At 62.5% G+C, this 20,859-nt stretch carries 14 protein-coding genes and 2 pseudogenes; 14 read left to right on the forward strand and 2 right to left on the reverse strand.

Annotation, left to right across the window (positions count from 1 at the left end):
• Nucleotides 1-39: 39 nt before the first annotated feature.
• Nucleotides 40-666 (forward strand): carbonate dehydratase, encoded by a 627-nt coding sequence (gene can, locus BM315_RS00250; RefSeq protein WP_090496619.1) that lies wholly within the window; start codon nucleotides 40-42, stop codon nucleotides 664-666.
• Nucleotides 667-783: 117 nt separating this feature from the next.
• Here can and narL read toward each other — a convergent pair whose 3' ends face one another.
• Together narL and BM315_RS00260 are read right to left on the reverse strand one after the other, a co-directional pair.
• Nucleotides 784-1,422 (reverse strand): two-component system response regulator NarL, encoded by a 639-nt coding sequence (gene narL, locus BM315_RS00255; RefSeq protein WP_090496621.1) that lies wholly within the window; start codon nucleotides 1,420-1,422, stop codon nucleotides 784-786.
• Nucleotides 1,419-3,218, reverse strand: coding sequence for a HAMP domain-containing protein (locus BM315_RS00260; protein WP_090496623.1), 1,800 nt, complete (start codon nucleotides 3,216-3,218; stop codon nucleotides 1,419-1,421). The genes narL and BM315_RS00260 overlap by 4 nt, the downstream gene beginning before the upstream one ends.
• Nucleotides 3,219-3,455: 237 nt before the next feature.
• Here BM315_RS00260 and BM315_RS00265 point away from each other — a divergent pair.
• From BM315_RS00265 to BM315_RS00325, 13 genes and pseudogenes are all read left to right on the forward strand, one after another.
• Nucleotides 3,456-4,800, forward strand: a pseudogene (locus BM315_RS00265) (MFS transporter).
• Entirely contained in the window at nucleotides 4,739-6,154 is a 1,416-nt protein-coding gene (locus BM315_RS00270; protein WP_090496627.1) for a NarK family nitrate/nitrite MFS transporter, read from the forward strand. Before BM315_RS00265 ends, BM315_RS00270 begins: the two are co-directional and overlap by 62 nt.
• Nucleotides 6,155-6,271: 117 nt before the next feature.
• Nucleotides 6,272-10,042, forward strand: a complete 3,771-nt coding sequence (locus tag BM315_RS00275) for a nitrate reductase subunit alpha (RefSeq protein WP_090496629.1) — start codon at nucleotides 6,272-6,274, stop codon at nucleotides 10,040-10,042.
• 11 nt (nucleotides 10,043-10,053) lie between these two features.
• On the forward strand, nucleotides 10,054-11,592 hold the full coding sequence (gene narH, locus BM315_RS00280) for a nitrate reductase subunit beta (RefSeq protein ID WP_090496631.1): 1,539 nt from the start codon (nucleotides 10,054-10,056) through the stop codon (nucleotides 11,590-11,592).
• Nucleotides 11,593-11,594: 2 nt separating this feature from the next.
• The gene (narJ, locus tag BM315_RS00285) at nucleotides 11,595-12,350 is read left to right on the forward strand and encodes a nitrate reductase molybdenum cofactor assembly chaperone (RefSeq protein WP_090496633.1); all 756 of its coding nucleotides are present in this window, start codon (nucleotides 11,595-11,597) and stop codon (nucleotides 12,348-12,350) included.
• Nucleotides 12,343-13,032: pseudogene (narI, locus tag BM315_RS00290) on the forward strand (respiratory nitrate reductase subunit gamma); the annotation flags it as partial. The gene narJ and the pseudogene narI, both read left to right, overlap by 8 nt.
• A gap of 222 nt (nucleotides 13,033-13,254) precedes the next feature.
• Nucleotides 13,255-14,226, forward strand: a complete 972-nt coding sequence (locus BM315_RS00295; RefSeq protein ID WP_090496638.1) for a peptidylprolyl isomerase — start codon at nucleotides 13,255-13,257, stop codon at nucleotides 14,224-14,226.
• A gap of 88 nt (nucleotides 14,227-14,314) precedes the next feature.
• Entirely contained in the window at nucleotides 14,315-15,307 is a 993-nt protein-coding gene (moaA, locus tag BM315_RS00300) for a GTP 3',8-cyclase MoaA (RefSeq protein ID WP_090496640.1), read from the forward strand.
• A 299-nt stretch (nucleotides 15,308-15,606) separates the two neighbouring features.
• Nucleotides 15,607-17,628 (forward strand): ribonucleoside triphosphate reductase, encoded by a 2,022-nt coding sequence (locus BM315_RS00305; protein WP_090496643.1) that lies wholly within the window; start codon nucleotides 15,607-15,609, stop codon nucleotides 17,626-17,628.
• Nucleotides 17,629-17,706: 78 nt separating this feature from the next.
• Nucleotides 17,707-17,874 (forward strand): anaerobic ribonucleoside-triphosphate reductase, encoded by a 168-nt coding sequence (gene nrdD / locus BM315_RS00310; RefSeq protein ID WP_090496645.1) that lies wholly within the window; start codon nucleotides 17,707-17,709, stop codon nucleotides 17,872-17,874.
• Complete coding sequence (locus BM315_RS00315; RefSeq protein ID WP_090496648.1) at nucleotides 17,871-18,569, forward strand: anaerobic ribonucleoside-triphosphate reductase activating protein; 699 nt, start codon at nucleotides 17,871-17,873, stop codon at nucleotides 18,567-18,569. The genes nrdD and BM315_RS00315 overlap by 4 nt, the downstream gene beginning before the upstream one ends.
• A gap of 327 nt (nucleotides 18,570-18,896) precedes the next feature.
• Nucleotides 18,897-20,285, forward strand: coding sequence for an oxygen-independent coproporphyrinogen III oxidase (hemN, locus tag BM315_RS00320; RefSeq protein ID WP_090496650.1), 1,389 nt, complete (start codon nucleotides 18,897-18,899; stop codon nucleotides 20,283-20,285).
• A gap of 74 nt (nucleotides 20,286-20,359) precedes the next feature.
• The gene (locus BM315_RS00325; RefSeq protein WP_090496652.1) at nucleotides 20,360-20,800 is read left to right on the forward strand and encodes a CopD family copper resistance protein; all 441 of its coding nucleotides are present in this window, start codon (nucleotides 20,360-20,362) and stop codon (nucleotides 20,798-20,800) included.
• The last annotated feature ends 59 nt before the right edge of the window (nucleotides 20,801-20,859 follow it).

The following is a 20,859-nucleotide window of genomic DNA, read 5'->3' on the forward strand; positions in this document are numbered from 1 at the left end:
CGCATGCCCCTGCCACCGGTGGGGAGAACGGGAGCATCGATGGACGTTGAACAGTTGTTGGCCAATAACCGCTTCTGGGCCGGGTCGCTCAAGGCCAGGGATCCGGAGTTCTTCGCGCGCCTGGCGCGGCAGCAGCGCCCGGAGTTTCTCTGGATCGGCTGCTCGGACAGCCGGGTGCCGGCCAACGAGGTGGTCGGTCTGATGCCGGGCGAGCTGTTCGTGCATCGCAACGTGGCCAATATGGTGGTGGCCACCGATATGAATTTCCTCTCGGTGCTGCAGTACGCCGTGGACGTGCTGCAGGTCAAGCAGGTGATCGTCTGCGGCCACTATGGCTGTGGCGGGGTGCGCGCGGCCCTGGGGCACGAGGCGCTGGGTCTGATCGACAACTGGCTGCGGGCGCTCAAGGCGCTCTATCACCAGAATCTGGAGCGTTTCCACGGCCTGGAGCCGGAAGCCCAGGTCAATCTGTTGTGCGAGCTGAACGTGCAGCGTCAGGTGCGCAATGTCTGCCACACCACCATCGTGCAGAACGCCTGGAAACGCGGCCAGCCGCTGGCGGTGCACGGCTGGATCTATGGCCTGAGTGACGGTCTGGTAAATGACCTGGAGGTGACGGTCAACGGAGCGGACCAGCTCGACGACAGCTTTCTCTACGATCAGTGAGCTGGCGGTCTGCCCCGCCAGTCGTCGTAGATGCCTGGTGCGCGGCGCATGACCGCGATGGGCAGGCAGTTGGTAGGGTGCGCCGTACGCACCATGGGCGTTAGGGGATACGTAGCCTTAACGCAAATGCTCCATGGCCCAGACCGCGGCTTCGACCCGCGAGCGCAGGCCGAGTTTGTGCAGCAGGTTTTTTACGTGGACCTTGACCGTGCCCTCGGTGATGCCGAGTTTGTGGCCGATGACCTTGTTGCTGTGGCCGGCGGCGATGGTTTTCAGGACCTGGCGTTCGCGTTCGGTCAGGTCGACCTGTGCGCTGGCATGGGGCGAGCGCAGCGCCTGAGCGAGGGTTCGGGTCAGGGTAGGGCTGATCACCAGGCTGCCTTGCAAAGCGTCACGAATCAGCTGGATCAGTAACTCCGGCTCCATGTCCTTGAGCAGGTAGCCGTCGGCATCCAGGCGCATGGCATCGCGAATGTCGTCTTCGGAATCGGACACGGTGAAGATCAGCACCTTGCCGTGGTAGTGCATCTCGCGCAGGCGGCGCAGGGTTTCCAGGCCGTTCATCTGCGGCATGTTGTTGTCCAGCAGGATCAGCTCGGGTTGCAGCTGGCCGAGCAGATCCAGGGCCTCTTGGCCGTGTCCGGCTTCGCCGACGACTTCCAGGTCTGCTTCGAGTTCGAGCAGCTGGCGCATGCCGCGGCGCATCATCGGATGGTCGTCGACGAGCAGGATGCTGTGACGGATAGGCGAGTTCATGCGGCGCTACCTTCTTCGTGATGCCCGAGGAACTCGGGGTGGAACTGCAAATGGATACGGGTGCCCGAGGGCACGCGGGGTTCGATGCTGAGTTGGCCATGCAGGCTGCGCGCACGCTCCTGCATGATGGTCAGGCCGTGGTGCTGGCGCGGGTCGAAGCCCGGAACCAGGCCGCAGCCATCGTCCTCGACCGACAATTCGACCTGTTCGCCGATCTGCCGCAGGCGCAGCCAGGCGTGTTTGGCCCGGGCATGCCGGGCGCAGTTGGACAGCGCCTCGCGGGCGATCTGCAACAGGTGGATCTGCTCGTTGGCCGAGAGCTGGAAGGCCAGGCGGTCGATCTGCAGGTCGGCGCTGAAGTCGCCGCGTTTGGCGAACTCCTGCACCGTGTCCTTGAGCTCCTGGTCGAGTCCGCCGTCCTGAATCTGCAAGCGGAAGGTGGTCAGCAGTTCGCGCAGTTGCCGGTAGGCGTTGTTCAGGCCGTCGCGCAGTTCGTCGCTTACGGTTTCGAGAGATTGCACACTTTCACCGCGGCGGATCAGGGTCTGCAGGCGGCTGACCTGCAGCTTCATGTAGGACAATGCCTGGGCCAGCGAGTCATGCAGTTCGCGGGCGATGGTGGTGCGCTCGTCGAGCAGCAGCAGGCGATGTTCCTGCTCGCGCTGGCGTTTGAGCGATAGCGCCGTACCGACCTGGTTGGCCAGCGCCTGGATCAGCGCGGTTTCCCAGGCCTGCGGTCTGCGCCCATCGCGGAAGTGGGCTTTCAGCTCGCCCAGATTATTGCCCTGGTTGTTGATGCTGAAGATGGCCTGTTCGGGGTTGGTCCTGCGTTCGCAGGTGGCGCATTCGCTGCGCGCGCAGACTTCGCGGGTTTCGCTGCCATGCAGGGCCAGCAATTGCTCGCTGGGGGCGTGGACATTGTCCTGCAGGCACAGGGTCAGGCGCAGGCCCGGTAGGCGCTGCTGGAAACGGCTGATCAATTCGTCCAGGCGCTCGACGTTGGCCTGGCGGGTGGCCAGGCTGCGGCTGTTCTGGTAGAGCAGCTCCAGGGCGGCATTGGTTTGCGCCAGGGTCTGGGTCTTCTGCGCCACCCGGCTTTCCAGGGTGCGGTGCGATTCCTCGATGGCCTCGGCCATGGCGTTGAAGCTTTCGGCCATCTGCCCCAGTTCGTCTTCGGAGCGAAACTCGACCCGCGCGCTATGGTCCCCGCGACGGAAGCGCTCGGCCACCGTGACCAGTTCCTGCAGCGGGCTGATCACATTGAGCTGCAGTTCGTACATGCCCACCAGCAGGATAATCACGGTAATCAGCAGGGCGGCGCCCTGGATGCTCTGCTGCCAGCCCTGACGGTGCTCGCTGCGTTTCTGCAGGAGCATGACGAAGTGCTCCAGCTGGGCGACGAAGTTCTCGGTGTGCTGCTGGAAAGTGGCCTTGTCGCCGCGATCCAGGGCCGGGCGCAATTGTTCCTGCCACAACCTGTTGATCTCGCGGTGAGCCATGTACAGCGGATCGTCCGGCTTGCCGCCGCTGCGCTGTTGCAGGCTGCTGTCCAGACGCTGCTGCAGGTCGTCGCGCAGCGCGGCGATGACTTGCACCGGTGCATTGGCTTCGAGTTGCCAGTTCAGGCGGTAGGTGGCCATGCGCAGGGAACCGGCGGTATTGATCGCCGCCGCGTCGTCCTCGCTGAACCAGGCGATCAGCCCGGCGCTGATTGAGCTGCCAAGAGCCAACACGGCGATCAGGGTCACCGCCAAACCGGCTCTGACCGGCACTGAACTGCGCATCCATCTCAACATCGGACTGACTACCTCCAAAGAACTCGGGCTGCCCGAAGACTCATAAAAAAGAATTTATATTAAGCCTAACTGCTTGTTTTAAAAGGTTTTTAATAAGTTCAAACGAGCTACCACTTAAGAGGTAGGCCGGGGCTGGGTGGGCCCATGCGGCTCTGAATTAATTGACCCAAGTCAAGTGCATGCCCCCCTTGCCTATCTAGTGTGCCGCCCATGGTTCGAGAATCAAGGGGGGTTGCTATGGCAAGTTTGAGAATACAGCAGAGCCTGGTTCTGGGTATGAGCACCCTGGCGTTCACCATCTGCTTCATGATCTGGATGATGTTCGCCGTACTCGGCGTTCCGATCAAGGAGTTGTTGGACCTTAACGACACCCAGTTCGGCTTGCTGGCCGCCACACCGGTACTCACCGGTTCGCTGGTGCGCCTGCCGCTGGGCATGCTCACCGACAGGTTCGGCGGGCGCATCGTGTTCTTCCTGCTGATGCTGGTCTGTGTGCTGCCGATCTACATGATCAGCCTGGCCACCGAGTACTGGCATTTCCTCGTCCTTGGACTGTTCGTCGGCCTGGCCGGCGGTTCCTTCTCGGTCGGCATCGCCTATGTCGCCAAGTGGTTCGAAAAGCAGAACCAGGGCTTCGCCATGGGCGTCTTCGGCGCCGGTAACGCCGGCTCCGCGCTGACCAAGTTCGTCGCGCCAGCGATCATCGCCGCGGCCAGCTGGCAGATGGTGCCCAAGGTCTACTCGGCGATCATGTTCATCACCGCCTTGTTGTTCTGGTTCTGCACCTACGAGAACAAGGGCCATCGGGTACGCAGCAACGTGTCCCTGGCCGATCAGCTGCGCACCCTGAAAGATCCCAAGGTGATGCGCTACTGCCAGTACTACTCGATCGTCTTCGGCGGCTATGTGGCCCTGGCCCTGTGGATGACCAAGTACTACGTCGAGGAATACGGTTTCAACCTGCAGAGCGCTGCCTTGCTGGCCGCCTGCTTCTCCCTGCCGGGCGGCGTGCTGCGCGCCATGGGGGGCTGGATGTCGGACAAGTGGGGCGCGCAGAGCGTGACCTGGTGGGTGATGTGGGTGAGCTGGGTGTGCCTGTTCCTGCTGTCCTACCCGCAGACCGAGTTGACCATCCAGACTATCAACGGCCCGCAGAGCTACAGCATCGGCCTCAATGCCTGGGGCTTCACCGTGCTGCTGTTCATCGTCGGCATCGCCTTCGCCTTCGGCAAGGCTTCGGTGTTCAAGTACATCTCCAACGACTACCCGGACAACATGGGCGCCATCTCCGGCATCGTCGGCCTGGCCGGCGGTCTTGGCGGCTTCATCCTGCCGATCATGTTCGGCGCCCTGGTCGACCTGACCGGCGTGCGCTCCTCCAGTTTCATGTTGATGTACGGCGTGGTCTGGGTCTCCCTGATCTGGATGTACTTCAGCGAAGTTCGCAAAACCTCCGTTATGGGCCAGGCCGCCGAAAGGTCTCCGGCTCCCGCTTTCCTGCCGCTTGAAGGAGAATGAGCATGTCCGCAATCAAGAACCCCGCCTTGGGGGGCAAGCCCAAGGTGGGACCGGTGATCGATGACTGGCGTCCGGAAGATCCGCACTTCTGGGGCAGCATCGGCAAGTCGATAGCTTCGCGCAACCTGTGGATCTCGATTCCAGCGCTGTTCCTGGCTTTCGCCGTGTGGATGGTGTGGAGCGCGGTGATCGTGCGCCTGAACAGCATCGGCTTCACCTTCAGCAACGACCAGCTGTTCTGGCTGGCGGCGCTGCCGGGGCTGTCCGGCGCGACCCTGCGGATTTTCTACTCGTTCATGGTGCCGATCTTCGGTGGGCGCAGGTGGACGGCGCTGAGTACCGCGTCCTTGCTGATTCCGGCATTGTGGATGGGCTTCGCGGTGCAGGATCTGGCCACCCCCTACAGCGTGTTCGTGATCATCGCCTTGCTGTGCGGCTTCGGCGGCGGCAACTTCGCCTCGAGCATGTCCAACATCAGCTTCTTCTATCCCAAGGCCCAGCAGGGCACTGCGCTTGGTCTGAATGCCGGCCTGGGCAACCTCGGCGTATCGGTGATGCAGTTCGGCGTGCCCTTGGTGATCGGCATGGGCCTGTTTGGCGCTGTCGGCGGCCAGGCCCAGGAACTGGCCGATGGTAACCAGCTGTGGCTGCAGAACGCCGGCTTCATCTGGGTGCCGTTCATTGCGGCGGTGACCGTGGCGGCCTGGTTCGGCATGAACGACCTGAGCAGCGCCAAGGCCTCGTTCGCCGAGCAGGCGGTGATCTTCAAGCGCAAGCACAACTGGCTGATGTGCTGGCTGTACCTGGCCACCTTCGGTTCCTTCATCGGTTTCGCCGCCGGCTTCCCGATGCTGATCAAAACCCAGTTTGCCGGCGTCGATCCGCTCAAGTTCGCCTTCCTCGGCCCGCTGGTCGGCGCCCTGGCGCGCCCGCTGGGCGGCTGGCTGGCGGACAAGATGGGCGGTGCGCGGGTCACCCTGTGGAATTTCGTGCTGATGATCGCCGCGGTATTCGGCGTGCTGGCCTTCATTCCGCAGGCCGGCGCCGAGGGCAACTTCTACGGCTTCCTGGCCATGTTCATGCTGCTGTTCATCACCACCGGCATCGGTAACGGCTCCACCTTCCGCATGATCCCGGTGATCTTCCGCACCCTGCACGAGCGCGACAGCATCGGTAAGACGGCGGCGGTCAAGGAACAGGCGATCAAGAACGCCGGTAAGGAAGCGGCCGCGGTGCTCGGTTTCAGTTCGGCAATGGGCGCCTATGGGGCGTTCTTCATTCCGAAATCCTTCGGCACCTCCATGGCGCTGACTGGCGGCCCGCAAATGGCGTTGTACGTGTTCGCCGGCTACTACGTCAGCTGCATCCTGGTGACCTGGTGGTGGTACTCGCGCAAAGGCGCGGAAACCCCCTGCTAACGGGCATGACTCCACCCTCAGCCGGTACCTGGAGCCGGATGAGGGCGGCGCGGTAAAGAATCGAATCATTGCGTGTGTAGGACCCAGATCCTGCTGCAAGCCTGAGAGGAAAAAAAGATGAGTCACATACTCGACCAATTGCGCTTTTTCAACCGCAAACAGGGTGAGTTCGCCGATGGTCATGGCGAAACCCGTATAGAGTCCCGCGATTGGGAGAACGTCTACCGTTCGCGCTGGCAGTACGACAAGATCGTGCGTTCCACCCACGGAGTGAACTGCACTGGGTCCTGCTCGTGGAAGATCTACGTGAAGAACGGTCTGATCACCTGGGAAACCCAGCAGACCGACTACCCGCGTACCCGCAACGATCTGCCCAACCACGAGCCACGCGGTTGTCCGCGTGGTGCCAGCTACAGCTGGTACATCTATAGCGCCAACCGTTTGAAGTACCCCAAGGTGCGCAAGCCGTTGTTGAAGCTCTGGCGCGAAGCACGGGCCACCATGGCCCCGGTACAGGCCTGGGCGAGCATCGTCGAGAATCCGGCCAAGGCCACCAGCTACAAGAGCAAGCGTGGCATGGGTGGCTTCATCCGTTCGAGCTGGGACGAAGTCAATGAGATCATCGCCGCGGCCAACGTCTACACCGTCAAGGAGCACGGCCCGGACCGCGTGGTCGGCTTCTCGCCGATCCCGGCCATGTCGATGGTCAGCTATGCCGCGGGCGCACGTTATCTGTCGCTGATCGGTGGCGTCTGCCTGTCCTTCTATGACTGGTACTGCGACCTGCCGCCGGCATCTCCACAGGTGTGGGGCGAGCAGACCGACGTGCCTGAGTCGGCCGACTGGTACAACTCCAACTACATCATCGCCTGGGGCTCCAACGTGCCGCAGACGCGCACCCCGGATGCGCACTTCTTCACCGAGGTGCGCTACAAGGGCACCAAGACCGTCTCGATCACCCCGGACTACTCCGAGGTGGCCAAGCTCACCGACCTCTGGCTGAACCCCAAACAGGGCACCGATGCGGCGCTGGCGCAGGCGTTCAACCACGTCATCTTCAAAGAGTTCCACCTCGACAAGCCGAGTGCCTACTTCACCGATTACGTGCGCCGCTACACCGACTTCCCGGTGCTGGTGCTGCTCAAGGACCACGTCGGTGCCACGCCTGAGCTGAACGGCTACCAGCCGGACCGTTTCCTGCGCGCCTCCGACCTGGCCGACAACCTCGGTCAGGAAAACAACCCCGAGTGGAAGACCATCGCGCTGGACAGCGACACCAATCAGCTGGTGTCGCCGTTGGGTTCGATCGGCTACCGCTGGGGCGAGAAGGGCAAGTGGAACATCGAGGCCCGCGAAGGCGGTGCCGGTCGCGAAGTCAAGCTGCAGCTGAGCCTGATCGGCGAAGAAGTCGCCGAAGTGGCCTTCCCGTATTTCGGCGGCCAGACCCACGAACACTTCCAGCATGTCGCCGGCGAAGACGTGCAACTGCGCCGCGTACCGGTGCGCAGCATCACCCTGGCCGACGGCAGCCAAGCCAAGGTCGCCACCGTGTTCGACCTGTCGGCAGCCAACCTGGCCATCGACCGCGGCCTGGGTGGCGGCAACGTCGCCAAGGACTACGACGACGCCAGCGTGCCGGGTACTCCGGCCTGGCAGGAGCGGATTACCGGTGTCAGCCGCGAGAAGGCAATCCAGATCGCCCGCGAATTTGCCGACAACGCCGACAAGACCAAGGGTCGCTCCATGATCATCGTCGGTGCGGCGATGAACCACTGGTACCACATGGACATGAACTACCGTGGCCTGATCAACATGCTGATGTTGTGCGGTTGCGTCGGTCAGACCGGTGGCGGCTGGGCCCACTACGTCGGCCAGGAAAAACTGCGTCCGCAGTGCGGCTGGCTGCCCCTGGCCTTTGGCCTGGACTGGAGCCGTCCGCCGCGGCAGATGAACGGCACCAGCTTCTTCTACGCCCACAGCTCGCAGTGGCGCCATGAAAAGATGAGCATGCACGAAGTGCTCTCGCCGCTGGCCGACAAGTCGCAGTTCCCCGAGCACGCGCTGGACTACAACATCCGCGCCGAACGCGCCGGCTGGTTGCCGAGCGCGCCGCAGATGAACCGCAACCCGCTGCAAATCACCAAGGATGCCAAGGCGGCCGGCATGGCGCCGGTGGAATACGTGCTCAAGTCGCTGCAGGATGACTCGCTGCGCTTCTCCTGCGAGCAGCCGGACAGCCCGGAGAACTTCCCGCGCAACATGTTCATCTGGCGCTCCAACCTGCTGGGCAGCTCGGGCAAGGGCCACGAGTACATGCTCAAGTACCTGCTGGGCACCAAGAACGGGCTGATGAGCGACGACCTCGGCAAATGTGGCAGCTTCAAGCCCAACGATGTCGAATGGGTCGACGAAGGCGCGATCGGCAAGCTCGATCTGGTCACCACCCTGGACTTCCGCATGTCTTCCACCTGCGTCTACTCGGACATCGTGTTGCCGACGGCAACCTGGTACGAGAAGGACGACATGAACACCTCGGACATGCACCCCTTCATCCACCCGCTGTCCGCGGCCATCGATCCGGCCTGGGAAGCGCGTTCCGACTGGGAAATCTACAAGGGCATCGCCAAGGCCTTCTCCGATATGTCGGTCGGCCAACTGGGGATCGAGCAGGATCTGGTCACCATCCCGATGCAGCACGACAGCCCCGGCGAACTGGCCCAGCCGTTCGGCGGCATCGACTGGAAAACCGCCGGCGAAGCCCCGGTTCCCGGCAAGAACTGCCCGAACATGACCGTGGTCGAGCGTGACTACCCGAACATCTACAAGAAGTTCACCTCCCTCGGCCCGCTGCTCGACAAGCTGGGTAACGGTGGCAAGGGCATCGACTGGAACACTCAGCATGAGGTCGAATTCCTCGGCGAGTTGAACCACAAAGTACGCGCCGAAGGCGTCAGCAAAGGCCGGCCGCAGATCGAGTCGGCCATCGATGCGGCCGAGGTGATCCTCACCCTGGCTCCGGAAACCAACGGCCACGTGGCGCTCAAGGCCTGGGCTGCACTCTCGGAGTTCACCGGCCTGGACCACAGTCACCTGGCCCTGCCGAAAGAGCACGAGGCGATTCGCTTCCGCGATATCCAGGCGCAGCCGCGCAAGATCATCTCCAGCCCAACCTGGTCGGGTCTGGAAGACGAGCATGTCAGCTACAACGCCGGCTACACCAACGTGCACGAGTACATTCCATGGCGCACCATCACCGGCCGTCAGCAGTTCTACCAGGATCACCCGTGGATGCAGGCGTTTGGCGAGCAGTTGATGAGCTACCGGCCGCCGGTCAACACCCGCACCATCAGTCACGTGAAGGACAAGCGCCCGAACGGCAACACCGAGATCGTGCTGAACTGGATCACCCCGCACCAGAAGTGGGGTATCCACAGCACCTATTCGGACAACCTGATCATGCTCACCCTGAGCCGTGGCGGGCCGATCGTCTGGATCTCCGAGACCGACGCCAAGCGCGCCGGCATCGAGGACAACGACTGGATCGAGTGCTTCAACGCCAACGGTGCCCTGGTCGCCCGTGCGGTGGTCAGCCAGCGGGTCAAGGACGGCATGGTGATGATGTACCACGCCCAGGAACGCATCGTGAACATGCCCGGTAGCGAGACCACCAAGACCCGTGGTGGCCACCACAACTCGGTGACCCGCGTGCTGCTCAAGCCGACCCATATGATCGGTGGCTACGCCCAGCAGGCTTACGGCTTCAACTATTACGGCACGGTCGGTTGCAACCGCGACGAGTTCGTCGTGGTACGCAAGATGGACAAGATCGACTGGCTTGACGGCACAGACGATGAAGCTCTGCCACAACCCCTGCCACAAGACATTTGAGGAGCTCTGCCATGAAAATTCGTTCGCAAGTCGGCATGGTCCTCAACCTGGACAAGTGCATCGGTTGCCACACCTGTTCGATCACCTGCAAAAACGTCTGGACCAGCCGCGAAGGCATGGAATACGCCTGGTTCAACAACGTCGAAACCAAGCCAGGGATCGGCTACCCCAAGGAATGGGAAAACCAGGACAAGTGGAGGGGCGGCTGGATCCGCAACAAGGATGGTTCGATCAACCCGAAGATTGGCGGCAAGTTCCGCGTACTGGCGAATATCTTCGCCAACCCGAATCTGCCGACCATCGACGACTACTACGAGCCGTTCGATTTCGACTATCAGCACCTGCACACCGCTCCGCTGGGCGAGCACCAGCCGACCGCCCGGCCGCGTTCGGTCATCTCCGGCAAGCGCATGCAGAAAATCGAGTGGGGTCCGAACTGGGAAGAGATTCTCGGTACCGAGTTCGCCAAGCGCCGCAAGGACAAGAACTTCGACCAGATCCAGGCCGACATCTATGGCGAGTATGAAAATACTTTCATGATGTACCTGCCGCGTCTGTGCGAACACTGCCTGAACCCGGCGTGTGCGGCCTCCTGCCCGAGCGGCGCGATCTACAAGCGCGAGGAGGACGGTATCGTCCTCATCGACCAGGAAAAGTGCCGCGGCTGGCGCATGTGCATCAGCGGCTGCCCGTACAAGAAGATCTACTTCAACTGGAAGAGCGGCAAATCCGAGAAGTGCATCTTCTGCTACCCGCGCATCGAGGCCGGCATGCCGACCGTGTGTTCGGAAACCTGCGTGGGCCGCATCCGCTACCTCGGCGTGCTGCTGTACGACGCCGACCGCATCCATGAAGTGGCGAGCACACCGAACGAGCAGGACCTGTACCAGAAGCAACTGGACATGTTCCTCGACCCGTTCGATCCGAAAGTCATCGCCCAGGCCCTGGCCGACGGTGTGCCGATGTCGGTGATCGATGCCGCGCAGAAGTCGCCGATCTACAAGATGGCGGTGGACTGGAAGCTGGCTCTGCCGCTGCACCCGGAATACCGCACCCTGCCGATGGTCTGGTACGTACCGCCGCTGTCGCCGATCCAGAACGCCGCGCAAGCCGGTACCGTGGGCATGAACGGGGTGATCCCGGATGTCGACAGCCTGCGCATTCCGTTGCGCTACCTGGCCAACCTGCTCACCGCCGGCGATGTCGTGCCGGTCAAACTGGCGCTCAAGCGGCTGTTGGCCATGCGTGCCTACAAGCGTGCCGAGCAAGTGGAAGGCGTGCAGGATCTGCAGGTGCTGGCCGATGTCGGCCTGAGCGTGGCCCAGGTCGAAGACATGTACCGCTACCTGGCGATCGCCAACTACGAAGACCGCTTCGTGGTGCCAAGCGCCCACCGTGAGGACGCCATGAGCGATGCCTTCGGCGAGCGTTCCGGTTGTGGCTTCAGCTTCGGCAGCGGTTGCAGTGGCAGCTCCGACACCAACATGTTCGGGGCGAAGAAGTCCAACCAGCGCGACATCCTCAAAACCGTACAGTTGTGGGAGGACTGAGCATGCAAATTCTCAAGGTGATTTCACTGCTCCTGGATTACCCGACCGAGCAGTTGCTGGAGGGCCGGGCCGAGCTGGCCCTGGCCATCGACGCCTCGCGGGAAATCAGCCCGCAACAACGCAGCGCGCTGCAGGAATTGCTGGCACTGATCTGCGACAACGACCTGATGGACGGCCAGGAGCATTACGGTGCGCTGTTCGGTCGCGGTCGTTCGCTGTCGCTGCTGCTGTTCGAGCATGTACACGGCGAGTCGCGCGATCGTGGCCAGGCCATGGTCGACATGATGGCGCAGTACGAAGAGGCCGGTTTCGCCATCGGCGTCAAGGAGCTGCCCGACTATATCCCGCTGTACCTGGAGTTTCTCTCCACCCGCGAAGATCTGGAGGCCCGCGAGGGCCTGGCAGATGTCAGCCATCTGCTGACGTTGCTGGCTACTCGTCTGGATGAGCGCGAAAGCGCCTATGCCAGCTGCTTCCGCGCGCTGTTGCAGCTCGCCGGAGTGGAGCCGCAGCAGGCCATGGCCGAGATGCGCGAGCAGGTTGCCGCCGAGGTCCGCGACGACTCGCTCGAAGCCCTCGACAAGATCTGGGAGGAGGAGGCCGTGGACTTCCTCCAGGCCGAGCAGCAGGACCGCTGCCCGAGCCAGACGACGATGCCGGGCAAGGCCCGCGAAGAAGTGCCGGTGCCGCTGCACTGGGTGGATTTCAAGCATGAAGGGCCGGCCGCCGCGCCGGTTCAGGAGGTGGGCAATGTCTAACATCAATCTGTTGGCGTTCGGGGTGTATCCCTATATCGCCCTGGCCATCTGCATCATCGGTAGCTGGGCACGTTTCGATCTGTCGCAATACAGCTGGAAGGCCGGCTCCAGTCAGATATTCGCCCGCACGGCGGCTGAGCAGCGCTACATGCGGATCGCCAGCAACCTGTTCCACGTCGGCGTGTTGTTCGTCCTGGCCGGTCACTTCGTCGGCCTGCTGATGCCATCGGCCCTCTACCATGCGTTTATCAGTACCGAGAACAAGCAACTGCTGGCCATGGTCTCCGGTGGTTTCTTCGGCATCCTCTGCCTGATCGGCCTGCTGATGTTGATCAAGCGTCGCTTCGGCGATTCGCGGGTGCGGGCCAGTTCCAGCACCAGCGATAGCATGATCCTGGTGGTGTTGTTGGTGCAGCTGGTGTTGGGTTTGCTGACCATCGTCGCCTCGACCGGCCATATGGATGGTTCGGTGATGGTGATGCTGGCCAACTGGGCTCAGTACACCGTGACCCTGCAACCGATGGAGGCCGCTGCGGCCATCGCGCCGGTGGGCCTGGTCTACAAGCTGCACGTATTCCTCGGTCTGACTCTGTTCGTGCTGTTCCCCTTCACCCGTCTGGTACACATCGTCAGTGCGCCGGTGTGGTACCTGGGCCGGCGCTACCAGATCGTCCGGCAGAAAGGGACTCGTCCGGTTGCACAGCGGCCGCAGGTTCGCCCGTATGCGCAACCTGTTCGCGAAAAACCCGTAGCAGCGCCGCAGCCTGGCTATGCCATGGGCGCCGTCAAGACCAAAGCTCCTTAACACGCCAGTGACGTGGGGTGGGCCTGGCGACTAGCCGCTTCGGCCCACCACACGCCTGGTGTTCAGGTGAATGATTTAAGCGATAGCGAGGAATTTGTCATGGGATGCGGATGCGGTGGTGGCAATGCAGGGCAGGGCGGCTGTGGCGGACAGAAACCGCCAGTCGATCTGGTGGTCGATGCCCCGGGGGTGCAAGAGGTAACCCCGGAATCACAGCCTACGGCCGATGAGCCTGAGGCGCTCGCCGAGGAGGTCGAGTCAGCGCCCACGCTGATCGCCAGCAGCGAGCAGGAGTGGCCGCGGATCACGGTCAATGGCGTGCTTATCGCGCCAGACGCCATGGCCCAGGAGCTGCAATATCACCCGGCGGGTAGCCGTGAAGATGCGGTGTTTCTTGCCGCTCAGGCACTGGTTATTCGTGAGCTGCTGCACCAGCGCATCGTCGAACTGGGCGTGTCGGTGCAGGCCGAACCCGGCGAAAGCGCGGAGGAGGCGGCCACCCGTCAACTGATTGCGCTGGAAGTGGCGCTGCCAGAGTGCGACGAACAGAGCTGTCAGCGCTACTACCAGAGCAACCAGGCGCGCTACGTCACCGCCCCCTTGTTGGCGGCGCGGCATATCCTGCTCGAGTGCGCCCCGGATGATATCGAGGGTCGTAGTCTGGTACGCGAGAAGGCCGAACAGCTGCTCGAGCTGTTGCATGTGGATGGCGGTCGTTTCGCCGAATTGGCGCTGACCCATTCGGCATGCCCGTCCAAGGCGCAGGCTGGTGCATTGGGGCAACTGAGCAAAGGCCAGACCGTACCCGAGTTCGAGCGGCAACTGTTCAAATTGCCTGCCGGGCTGGCCAGTCAGCCGATTGAGAGCCGTTACGGCTGGCACGTGGTCAGCGTCGATCAGCGCATCGAAGGCAAGGCGTTACCCTACGAAGTGGTCGCCGACTCTATCCGTGCACTATTGCAACAGGGCGTATGGCAAAAGGCCGTGGCTCAGTACCTGCAAACCCTGATTGGCGCGGCGACTATCATCGGCATTCAGTTGCAAGGCGCCGATTCGCCGTTGTTGCAATAGAAGAAAGCCGCAAGCGACAAGCCATAAGCTGCAAGCGAAAAGCCTCGGATTGCATCCGGGCTACGGCAGCGCAGGCATCGGAGAAACCATGGACACACAACTGCAGGATGGCTTCGGCCGCACAGTCGATTACCTGCGCATGTCGGTCACCGACCGCTGTGATTTCCGCTGTGTCTATTGCATGGCCGAAGACATGACCTTCCTGCCGCGTCAGCAGGTACTCGGCCTCGAAGAGCTGTATCGGCTGGCGTCGCTATTCGTCGGCTTGGGGGTGAAGAAGATCCGCCTGACCGGCGGCGAACCGCTGGTACGCACCGGCATAGTCGAACTGTGTCAGCGCATCGCCGCCTTGCCCGGGCTGCGTGAACTGGTGATGACCAGCAATGGCTCGCAACTGGTCAAACTGGCCAAGCCCTTGGCCGACGCCGGGGTCAAGCGCCTGAACATCAGCCTCGATAGCCTGGACGCCGGCAAGTTTCGCGGTATCACCCGTACCGGCAGCCTGCGTCAGGTGCTGGACGGTATCGAGGCGGCGCGCGCTGCCGGTTTCGAGCGGATCAAGCTCAACGCAGTGGTGATGAAGGGGCGTAACTTCGACGAGGTGCTGCACCTGGTCGATTACGCCATCGCCAAGCAACTGGACATCAGTTTTATCGAAGAAATGCCACTGGGCGAAGTCGGCCGCTCACGCGGCGAGTCCTATTGCTCCAGCGAAGAGGTACGCAAGCTGATCGCCAGTCGCCATGCCCTGCTCGACAGCGCCGAGCACAGCGGCGGCCCAGCCCGTTATATCCGCCTGAAGGAGCATGCGGGCACGCGCATCGGCTTCATTTCGCCGAACTCGCACAATTTCTGCAGCACCTGCAACCGCGTGCGCCTGACAGTCGAAGGGCGCCTGCTGTTGTGCCTGGGCCATGAAAATTCCATCGACCTACGCGCCTTGGTGCGCCGCTATCCGCTGGACGATCAGCCAATCATCGAAGCGGTGCAGCAAGCTCTGCAACGCAAACCACTGCGCCACGAATTCAGCGGCGATGGCGAAGTGAAGATCCTGCGCTTCATGAATGCCAGTGGCGGCTGAAGCCTTGCTGATTTCCTGGCAAGCGTACTGATTGGCAAAATCTTATACCCTCCCATTTGGCCGCTCTAAGCGGCCTTTTTTTCGTGCGTGCCTTGCCGCGCGCGCCTGATGACAGCCTCGCCACCAGGCTCGATATTCTCACCGCCTCCGAGTGCGGGAGGTGGTCGGCCATGGGCTAGGGGTATGGCGTTTTCGGTTCTTGATCGAGGTCAATATCAGATTGGCGTTTATCGCGTACTTTCCACTGCATATTGTGTCTTAAGACAAATAAATATCTATATGTAGTGCCAGGAGGCGAAATGTTCAGCCCGGTTAAAGCCCTTCATCCCCAGCAATTATGCAAGCGCGATGGCAGCATCGCCGCGTTCGACCTCGGCAAGATTCGTCAGGCAATCATCGCGGCGGGCGAGGCCAGTGGCGAGTTCGGCGAGGTATTGGCGGGGGAGTTGGCCGAAGCGGTGCTGCTGCGCCTGCTGGACTTGCCCGGTATCGATGTCGAGCAGGTGCAGGACCGCGTCGAGCGGGTGTTGATGGAGGCCGGTTTCTACCAGACCGCGCGTGCCTATATCGTTTACCGCGAACGCCACGGCCGGCTGCGCCGCGACCGCAAGGCGCTGGTGGATGTGGCGGCGTCGATGAACGAGTACCTGTCGCGCGAGGACTGGCGGGTACGGGCCAACGCCAACCAGGGTTATTCCCTCGGTGGGCTGATCCTCAACGTGTCGGGCAAGGTCACCGCCAACTACTGGCTGGACGAGGTGTACAGCGAGGCCATCGGCCAGGCCCATCGCGAAGCCGATCTGCATGTCCATGACCTCGACATGCTCGCCGGTTACTGCGCCGGCTGGTCGCTGCGCAGCCTGCTCAACGAGGGTTTCAACGGCATTCCCGGGCGGGTCGAGGCGGGGCCGCCCAAGCACCTGTCCAGTGCCCTGGGGCAGATGGTCAACTTCCTCGGCACCCTGCAGAACGAGTGGGCCGGGGCTCAGGCCTTCAGCTCCTTCGATACCTACCTGGCGCCCTATGTGCGCAAGGACAACCTGGGTTTTGCCGAGGTGCGCCAGGCCATCCAGGAGTTCATCTACAACCTCAATGTGCCGTCGCGCTGGGGCACCCAGACCCCGTTCACCAACCTGACCTTCGACTGGGTCTGCCCGGAAGACCTGCGCGAACAGATTCCCTATATCGGCGGTGTGGAAATGCCCTTCGCCTATGGCGACCTGCAGGCCGAGATGGAGCTGATCAACCGTGCCTATATCGAGGTGATGCAGGCCGGCGACGCCATGGGCCGGGTGTTCACCTTCCCGATTCCGACCTACAACATCACCCATGACTTTCCCTGGGACAGCGAGAACGCCGACCGCCTGTTCGAGATGACCGCACGCTACGGTCTGCCGTACTTCCAGAACTTCCTCAACTCGGACATGCAGCCCAATCAGGTGCGCTCGATGTGCTGCCGCCTGCAACTGGATGTGCGCGAACTGCTCAAGCGCGGCGGCGGCCTGTTCGGCTCGGCCGAGCAGACCGGCTCGCTGGGCGTTGTGACGATCAACTGCGCGCGTCTGGGCTACCTGTTCAAGGGCGACACCCAGGGCCTGCTCAAGCGCCTCGATCAGTTGATGGAGCTGGCGATGGAGAGCCTGGAGGTCAAGCGCAAGGTGATCCAGCACCACATGGACGCCGGTCTCTATCCCTATACCAAGCGTTACCTGGGCACCCTGCGTAATCACTTCTCGACCATCGGCCTGAATGGCCTGCACGAGATGCTGCGCAACTTCACCGATGACCAGGAGGGCATGCATACGCCGAAGGGGCGTGAATTCGCCCTGCATCTGCTCGACCATGTGCGGGCCACCCTGATGCGCTTCCAGGAAGAAACCGGGCAGATGTACAACCTCGAAGCCACCCCGGCCGAGGGCACCACTTACCGTTTCGCCAAGGAAGACCGCAAGCGTTACCCGGACATTCTCCAGGCCGGCAGTAGCGACGCGCCTTACTACACCAACTCCTCGCAGTTGCCGGTGGGCTTCACCGACGACCCCTTCGAGGCGCTGGAACTGCAGGACGAGCTGCAGTGCAAATACACCGGCGGCACCGTGCTGCACCTGTACATGGCCGAGCGGATTTCCTCGATCCAGGCCTGCAAGCAACTGGTACGCAACGCCCTGGGCCGCTTCCGCCTGCCGTACCTGACAGTGACCCCGACCTTTTCCATCTGTCCGGTGCACGGCTACCTGGATGGCGAGCACGAGTTCTGCCCGAAATGCGACGAGGCGCTGCTGCACAAGCAGCAAGGCTGCGCCGAGAAGGCTTGCGGCTGACTGTGCGGTCCGATCGCGGCTAAAGCCCCTCCCACGGAGCCACTGTTTTCCCGTTTCCCCACAGCAAGGAGCGACACCATGCACAGCACTCAGCAACTCCCCGAAGCCCAGCGCCAGCGCTGCGAGGTCTGGACCCGGGTGATGGGCTATCACCGCCCGGTCACCGCCTTCAACCCGGGCAAGCAGTCCGAGCACCATGAGCGTCAGCACTTCACCGAAGCGGCGGCGCGAGTACGCGCTGCGTGAGCAGAGCGTTACGGGTCGGGGGCATGGTGCCCCTGACCACCCTCGACTACCCCGGGCTGCTGGCCTGTGTGCTGTTCTGTCAGGGCTGCGCTTGGCGCTGTCGTTATTGCCACAACCCGCAGCTGATCCCGGCCCGTGGTGAGCAGGAAATCGCCTGGTCGCAGATACTGGGGTTCCTCCAGCGGCGTCAGGGCCTGTTGCAGGCGGTGGTGTTCAGTGGCGGCGAGGCGACACTGCAGGGTGGCCTGGTGCCGGCGATGGAACAGGTACGCCAGCTGGGTTTCAAGGTCGGCCTGCATAGCGCCGGAATCAAGCCCTGGGCTTTCGCCTGGGCGGCCCAGGCGGCGGACTGGGTCGGTTTCGATGTCAAGGCTCTGGTCGAGGATGCCGATCTGATCACGGGAGTCAGCGGCAGCGGCAAGGCCAACTGGCGCAGCCTGGAACGGTTACTGGCCAGTGGCGTGGACTACGAGTGCCGAACCACAGTGCATTGGCATCTGTTGGACGTCGAGCGTCTGTGGCGAATCGGCCAGCGCCTGCATGCCTTCGGGGTCGAGCGCTTCGCCGTGCAGTTGGTGCGCAGCGGGCGCATGCTCGATCCGGATCTGCCCATGACTGCCACGCCGAGCGAGGCGGGCGAGTTGTGGCGGCGCCTGGAGCAACTGTTTGTGCATTTCGAGTTGCGCGATCACTGAGCAGTAATCCGGCATTCTTAGTGTATGTCGCTGGTTGCGGCGGGCGCGCAGCGGCCTGCCAAGCCCAGCGGCGCTCTGGCGACTTCTTTCCCCGCCCCTGAGCCGCGCACGCGCCAGCTGCCGCGTCCGGCACCCATACCCGACAATAGCTGTGCGACGCGCATAACTGGAGCCGGGTTCTGTGCCAAAATTGACCTTCGTCAGGTTTTTCGCCTGAACCCGCATCCTACAATTGCGGCATTGTTGCCGGCTGTCGATACGGGCAGGGCAGGCGCTTCGCTATCCGCTGCTGCGGTCTTCCACATTCACGCTACGAGGTGGCCGAACATGGGCCAATCGCTGAACTTCAATCGCGCTCTGGTCGAGAAGTACGATCGTCCAGGGCCGCGCTACACCTCTTACCCCACTGCGCCGCAGTTTCATCAGGCGTTTGCCGTGGACGATTATCAGCGTGCCGCTACGGCCAGCAATCAGGCGGCCGTCCCCAAGCCGTTGTCGCTGTATATCCACATCCCGTTTTGTCAGAGCCTCTGCTACTACTGCGCCTGCAACAAGATCATCACCCAGAAGACCCACCGCGCGGTGGAGTACCTGACCTATCTCAAGCGCGAGATCGCCATGCAGGCGCAGTTGTTCGACAGTACGCGCAAGCTGACCCAGTTGCACCTGGGCGGCGGCACCCCAACCTACCTGACCAGCGAACAACTGGCCGACCTGATGGCTACCTTGCACCAGGCCTTCAACATGGATGACAGCGACGACCACGAGTTCTCCATCGAAGTCGACCCGCGCACTATCAGCACCGAGCAGATCCAGCATTTGCGTGGGCTCGGTTTCAACCGTCTGAGCTTCGGCGTGCAGGACTTCGATGCGGATGTGCAGGCGGCGGTCAACCGGGTGCAGAGCGAGGAACAGGTCTATGCGCTGGTCGCCGCCGCTCGCGCGGCGCGCTTCAAGTCGGTCAGCGTCGACCTGATCTACGGCCTGCCGCTGCAGACGGTGGCCAGCTTCGACGTGACACTGAGCAAGATCATTGCCCTGCGTCCGGATCGCATCGCTGCCTACAGCTATGCCCACCTGCCGGAAATGGTGCGTGCGCAGCGCCTGATCCGTCGTGAAGACATGCCGCCACCGGAGCGCAAACTGGAGCTGCTGGAACTGACCATCAAGCGCCTGACCGACGCTGGCTACGTGTATATCGGCATGGACCATTTCGCCCTGCCGGATGACGAACTGGCCCTGGCGCGCGCCAATGGCACCTTGCAGCGTAATTTCCAGGGCTATTCGACCCATGCCGATTGCGATCTGATCGGCCTGGGCGTGTCCTCTATCGGCAATGTCGGCAACAGTTACAGTCAGAGCGTCAAGTTGCTCTCGCAGTACTATGCCCGCATCGACCAGGGCCTGTTACCGGTGCATCGCGGCTACACCCTGAATGCCGACGACCTGTTGCGCCGTGAGGTGATCAGCGCCCTGATGTGCCATGGCCGGGTCGATTTCGCCACTATCGAGGCCCGCCACGGGATCGACTTCAAGGACTACTTCGCCGACTCCCTGGCGGCACTCGAGGAGCATGTAGCGGATCGCCTGGTGGAAATCCACGATGACGCCCTGGTGCTGCTGCCGCAGGGGCATCTGATGATGCGCAGCGTGGCCATGGCTTTCGATGCTTATCTGGGTGGCGAGCAGAAAGGCCGCTTCTCGCGCACGGTGTGACGCCCGCTGGCGGGTTACGCCGCTGCGCGGCTAACCCTCGCTCCGCAAGTTCGGCGCTGAATGCAGAGGCTGTAATGAATTATTCGTTGTTACACGTGGTGCACCTGCTGGCGGCGATTGCCTTTATCGGCACGCTGTTCTTCGAGGTGATCATCCTCGCCAAGGTCAAGCCGCAACTCGCATCTGGCGCGGTAGCCGAGCTGGAACAGGCGCTCGGCCGGCGCACGCGCACGGTGTTGCACTGGGTGGTGCTGCTGGTCTACGGCGCCGGCTTCGGCCTGGCCTGGTACCACCGCCAGGCGCTGGTCGATCCCTTCGCCAGCAGTTTCGCCACCTTGCTCAGTCTGAAGATCGTGCTGGCCGTCAGCCTGTTCTTCAGCTTCGGCCTGGTCGCCATGCTGCTGCGCTCCGGGCGCATGAGCCCGAGCCTCTACCGCAAGCTGCACTGGGCCGTACTGGCGCAGATGCTCGGCATCGTCCTGCTGGCCAAGGGCATGTTCTATATCCACTGGTGAGCCGCAAAACCCTGCGGACACTTCGCTATCGATTGCCGCGCGCTTATAGGGGTGACGAA

Source organism: Pseudomonas borbori (assembly GCF_900115555.1).
Taxonomy (GTDB): domain Bacteria; phylum Pseudomonadota; class Gammaproteobacteria; order Pseudomonadales; family Pseudomonadaceae; genus Aquipseudomonas; species Aquipseudomonas borbori.

What these genes read in the sequence shown, in the direction of transcription:
- narL (WP_090496621.1), bottom strand. Translation starts at nt 1,422, where the DNA reads ATGAACTCGCCTATCCGTCACAGCATCCTGCTCGTCGACGACCATCCG.
- BM315_RS00295 (WP_090496638.1), top strand. Translation starts at nt 13,255, where the DNA reads ATGGGATGCGGATGCGGTGGTGGCAATGCAGGGCAGGGCGGCTGTGGC.
- BM315_RS00305 (WP_090496643.1), top strand. Translation starts at nt 15,607, where the DNA reads ATGTTCAGCCCGGTTAAAGCCCTTCATCCCCAGCAATTATGCAAGCGC.
- hemN (WP_090496650.1), top strand. Translation starts at nt 18,897, where the DNA reads ATGGGCCAATCGCTGAACTTCAATCGCGCTCTGGTCGAGAAGTACGAT.
- narH (WP_090496631.1), top strand. Translation starts at nt 10,054, where the DNA reads ATGAAAATTCGTTCGCAAGTCGGCATGGTCCTCAACCTGGACAAGTGC.
- BM315_RS00270 (WP_090496627.1), top strand. Translation starts at nt 4,739, where the DNA reads ATGTCCGCAATCAAGAACCCCGCCTTGGGGGGCAAGCCCAAGGTGGGA.
- BM315_RS00275 (WP_090496629.1), top strand. Translation starts at nt 6,272, where the DNA reads ATGAGTCACATACTCGACCAATTGCGCTTTTTCAACCGCAAACAGGGT.
- can (WP_090496619.1), top strand. Translation starts at nt 40, where the DNA reads ATGGACGTTGAACAGTTGTTGGCCAATAACCGCTTCTGGGCCGGGTCG.
- BM315_RS00325 (WP_090496652.1), top strand. Translation starts at nt 20,360, where the DNA reads ATGAATTATTCGTTGTTACACGTGGTGCACCTGCTGGCGGCGATTGCC.
- nrdD (WP_090496645.1), top strand. Translation starts at nt 17,707, where the DNA reads ATGCACAGCACTCAGCAACTCCCCGAAGCCCAGCGCCAGCGCTGCGAG.
- narJ (WP_090496633.1), top strand. Translation starts at nt 11,595, where the DNA reads ATGCAAATTCTCAAGGTGATTTCACTGCTCCTGGATTACCCGACCGAG.
- moaA (WP_090496640.1), top strand. Translation starts at nt 14,315, where the DNA reads ATGGACACACAACTGCAGGATGGCTTCGGCCGCACAGTCGATTACCTG.
- BM315_RS00260 (WP_090496623.1), bottom strand. Translation starts at nt 3,218, where the DNA reads ATGTTGAGATGGATGCGCAGTTCAGTGCCGGTCAGAGCCGGTTTGGCG.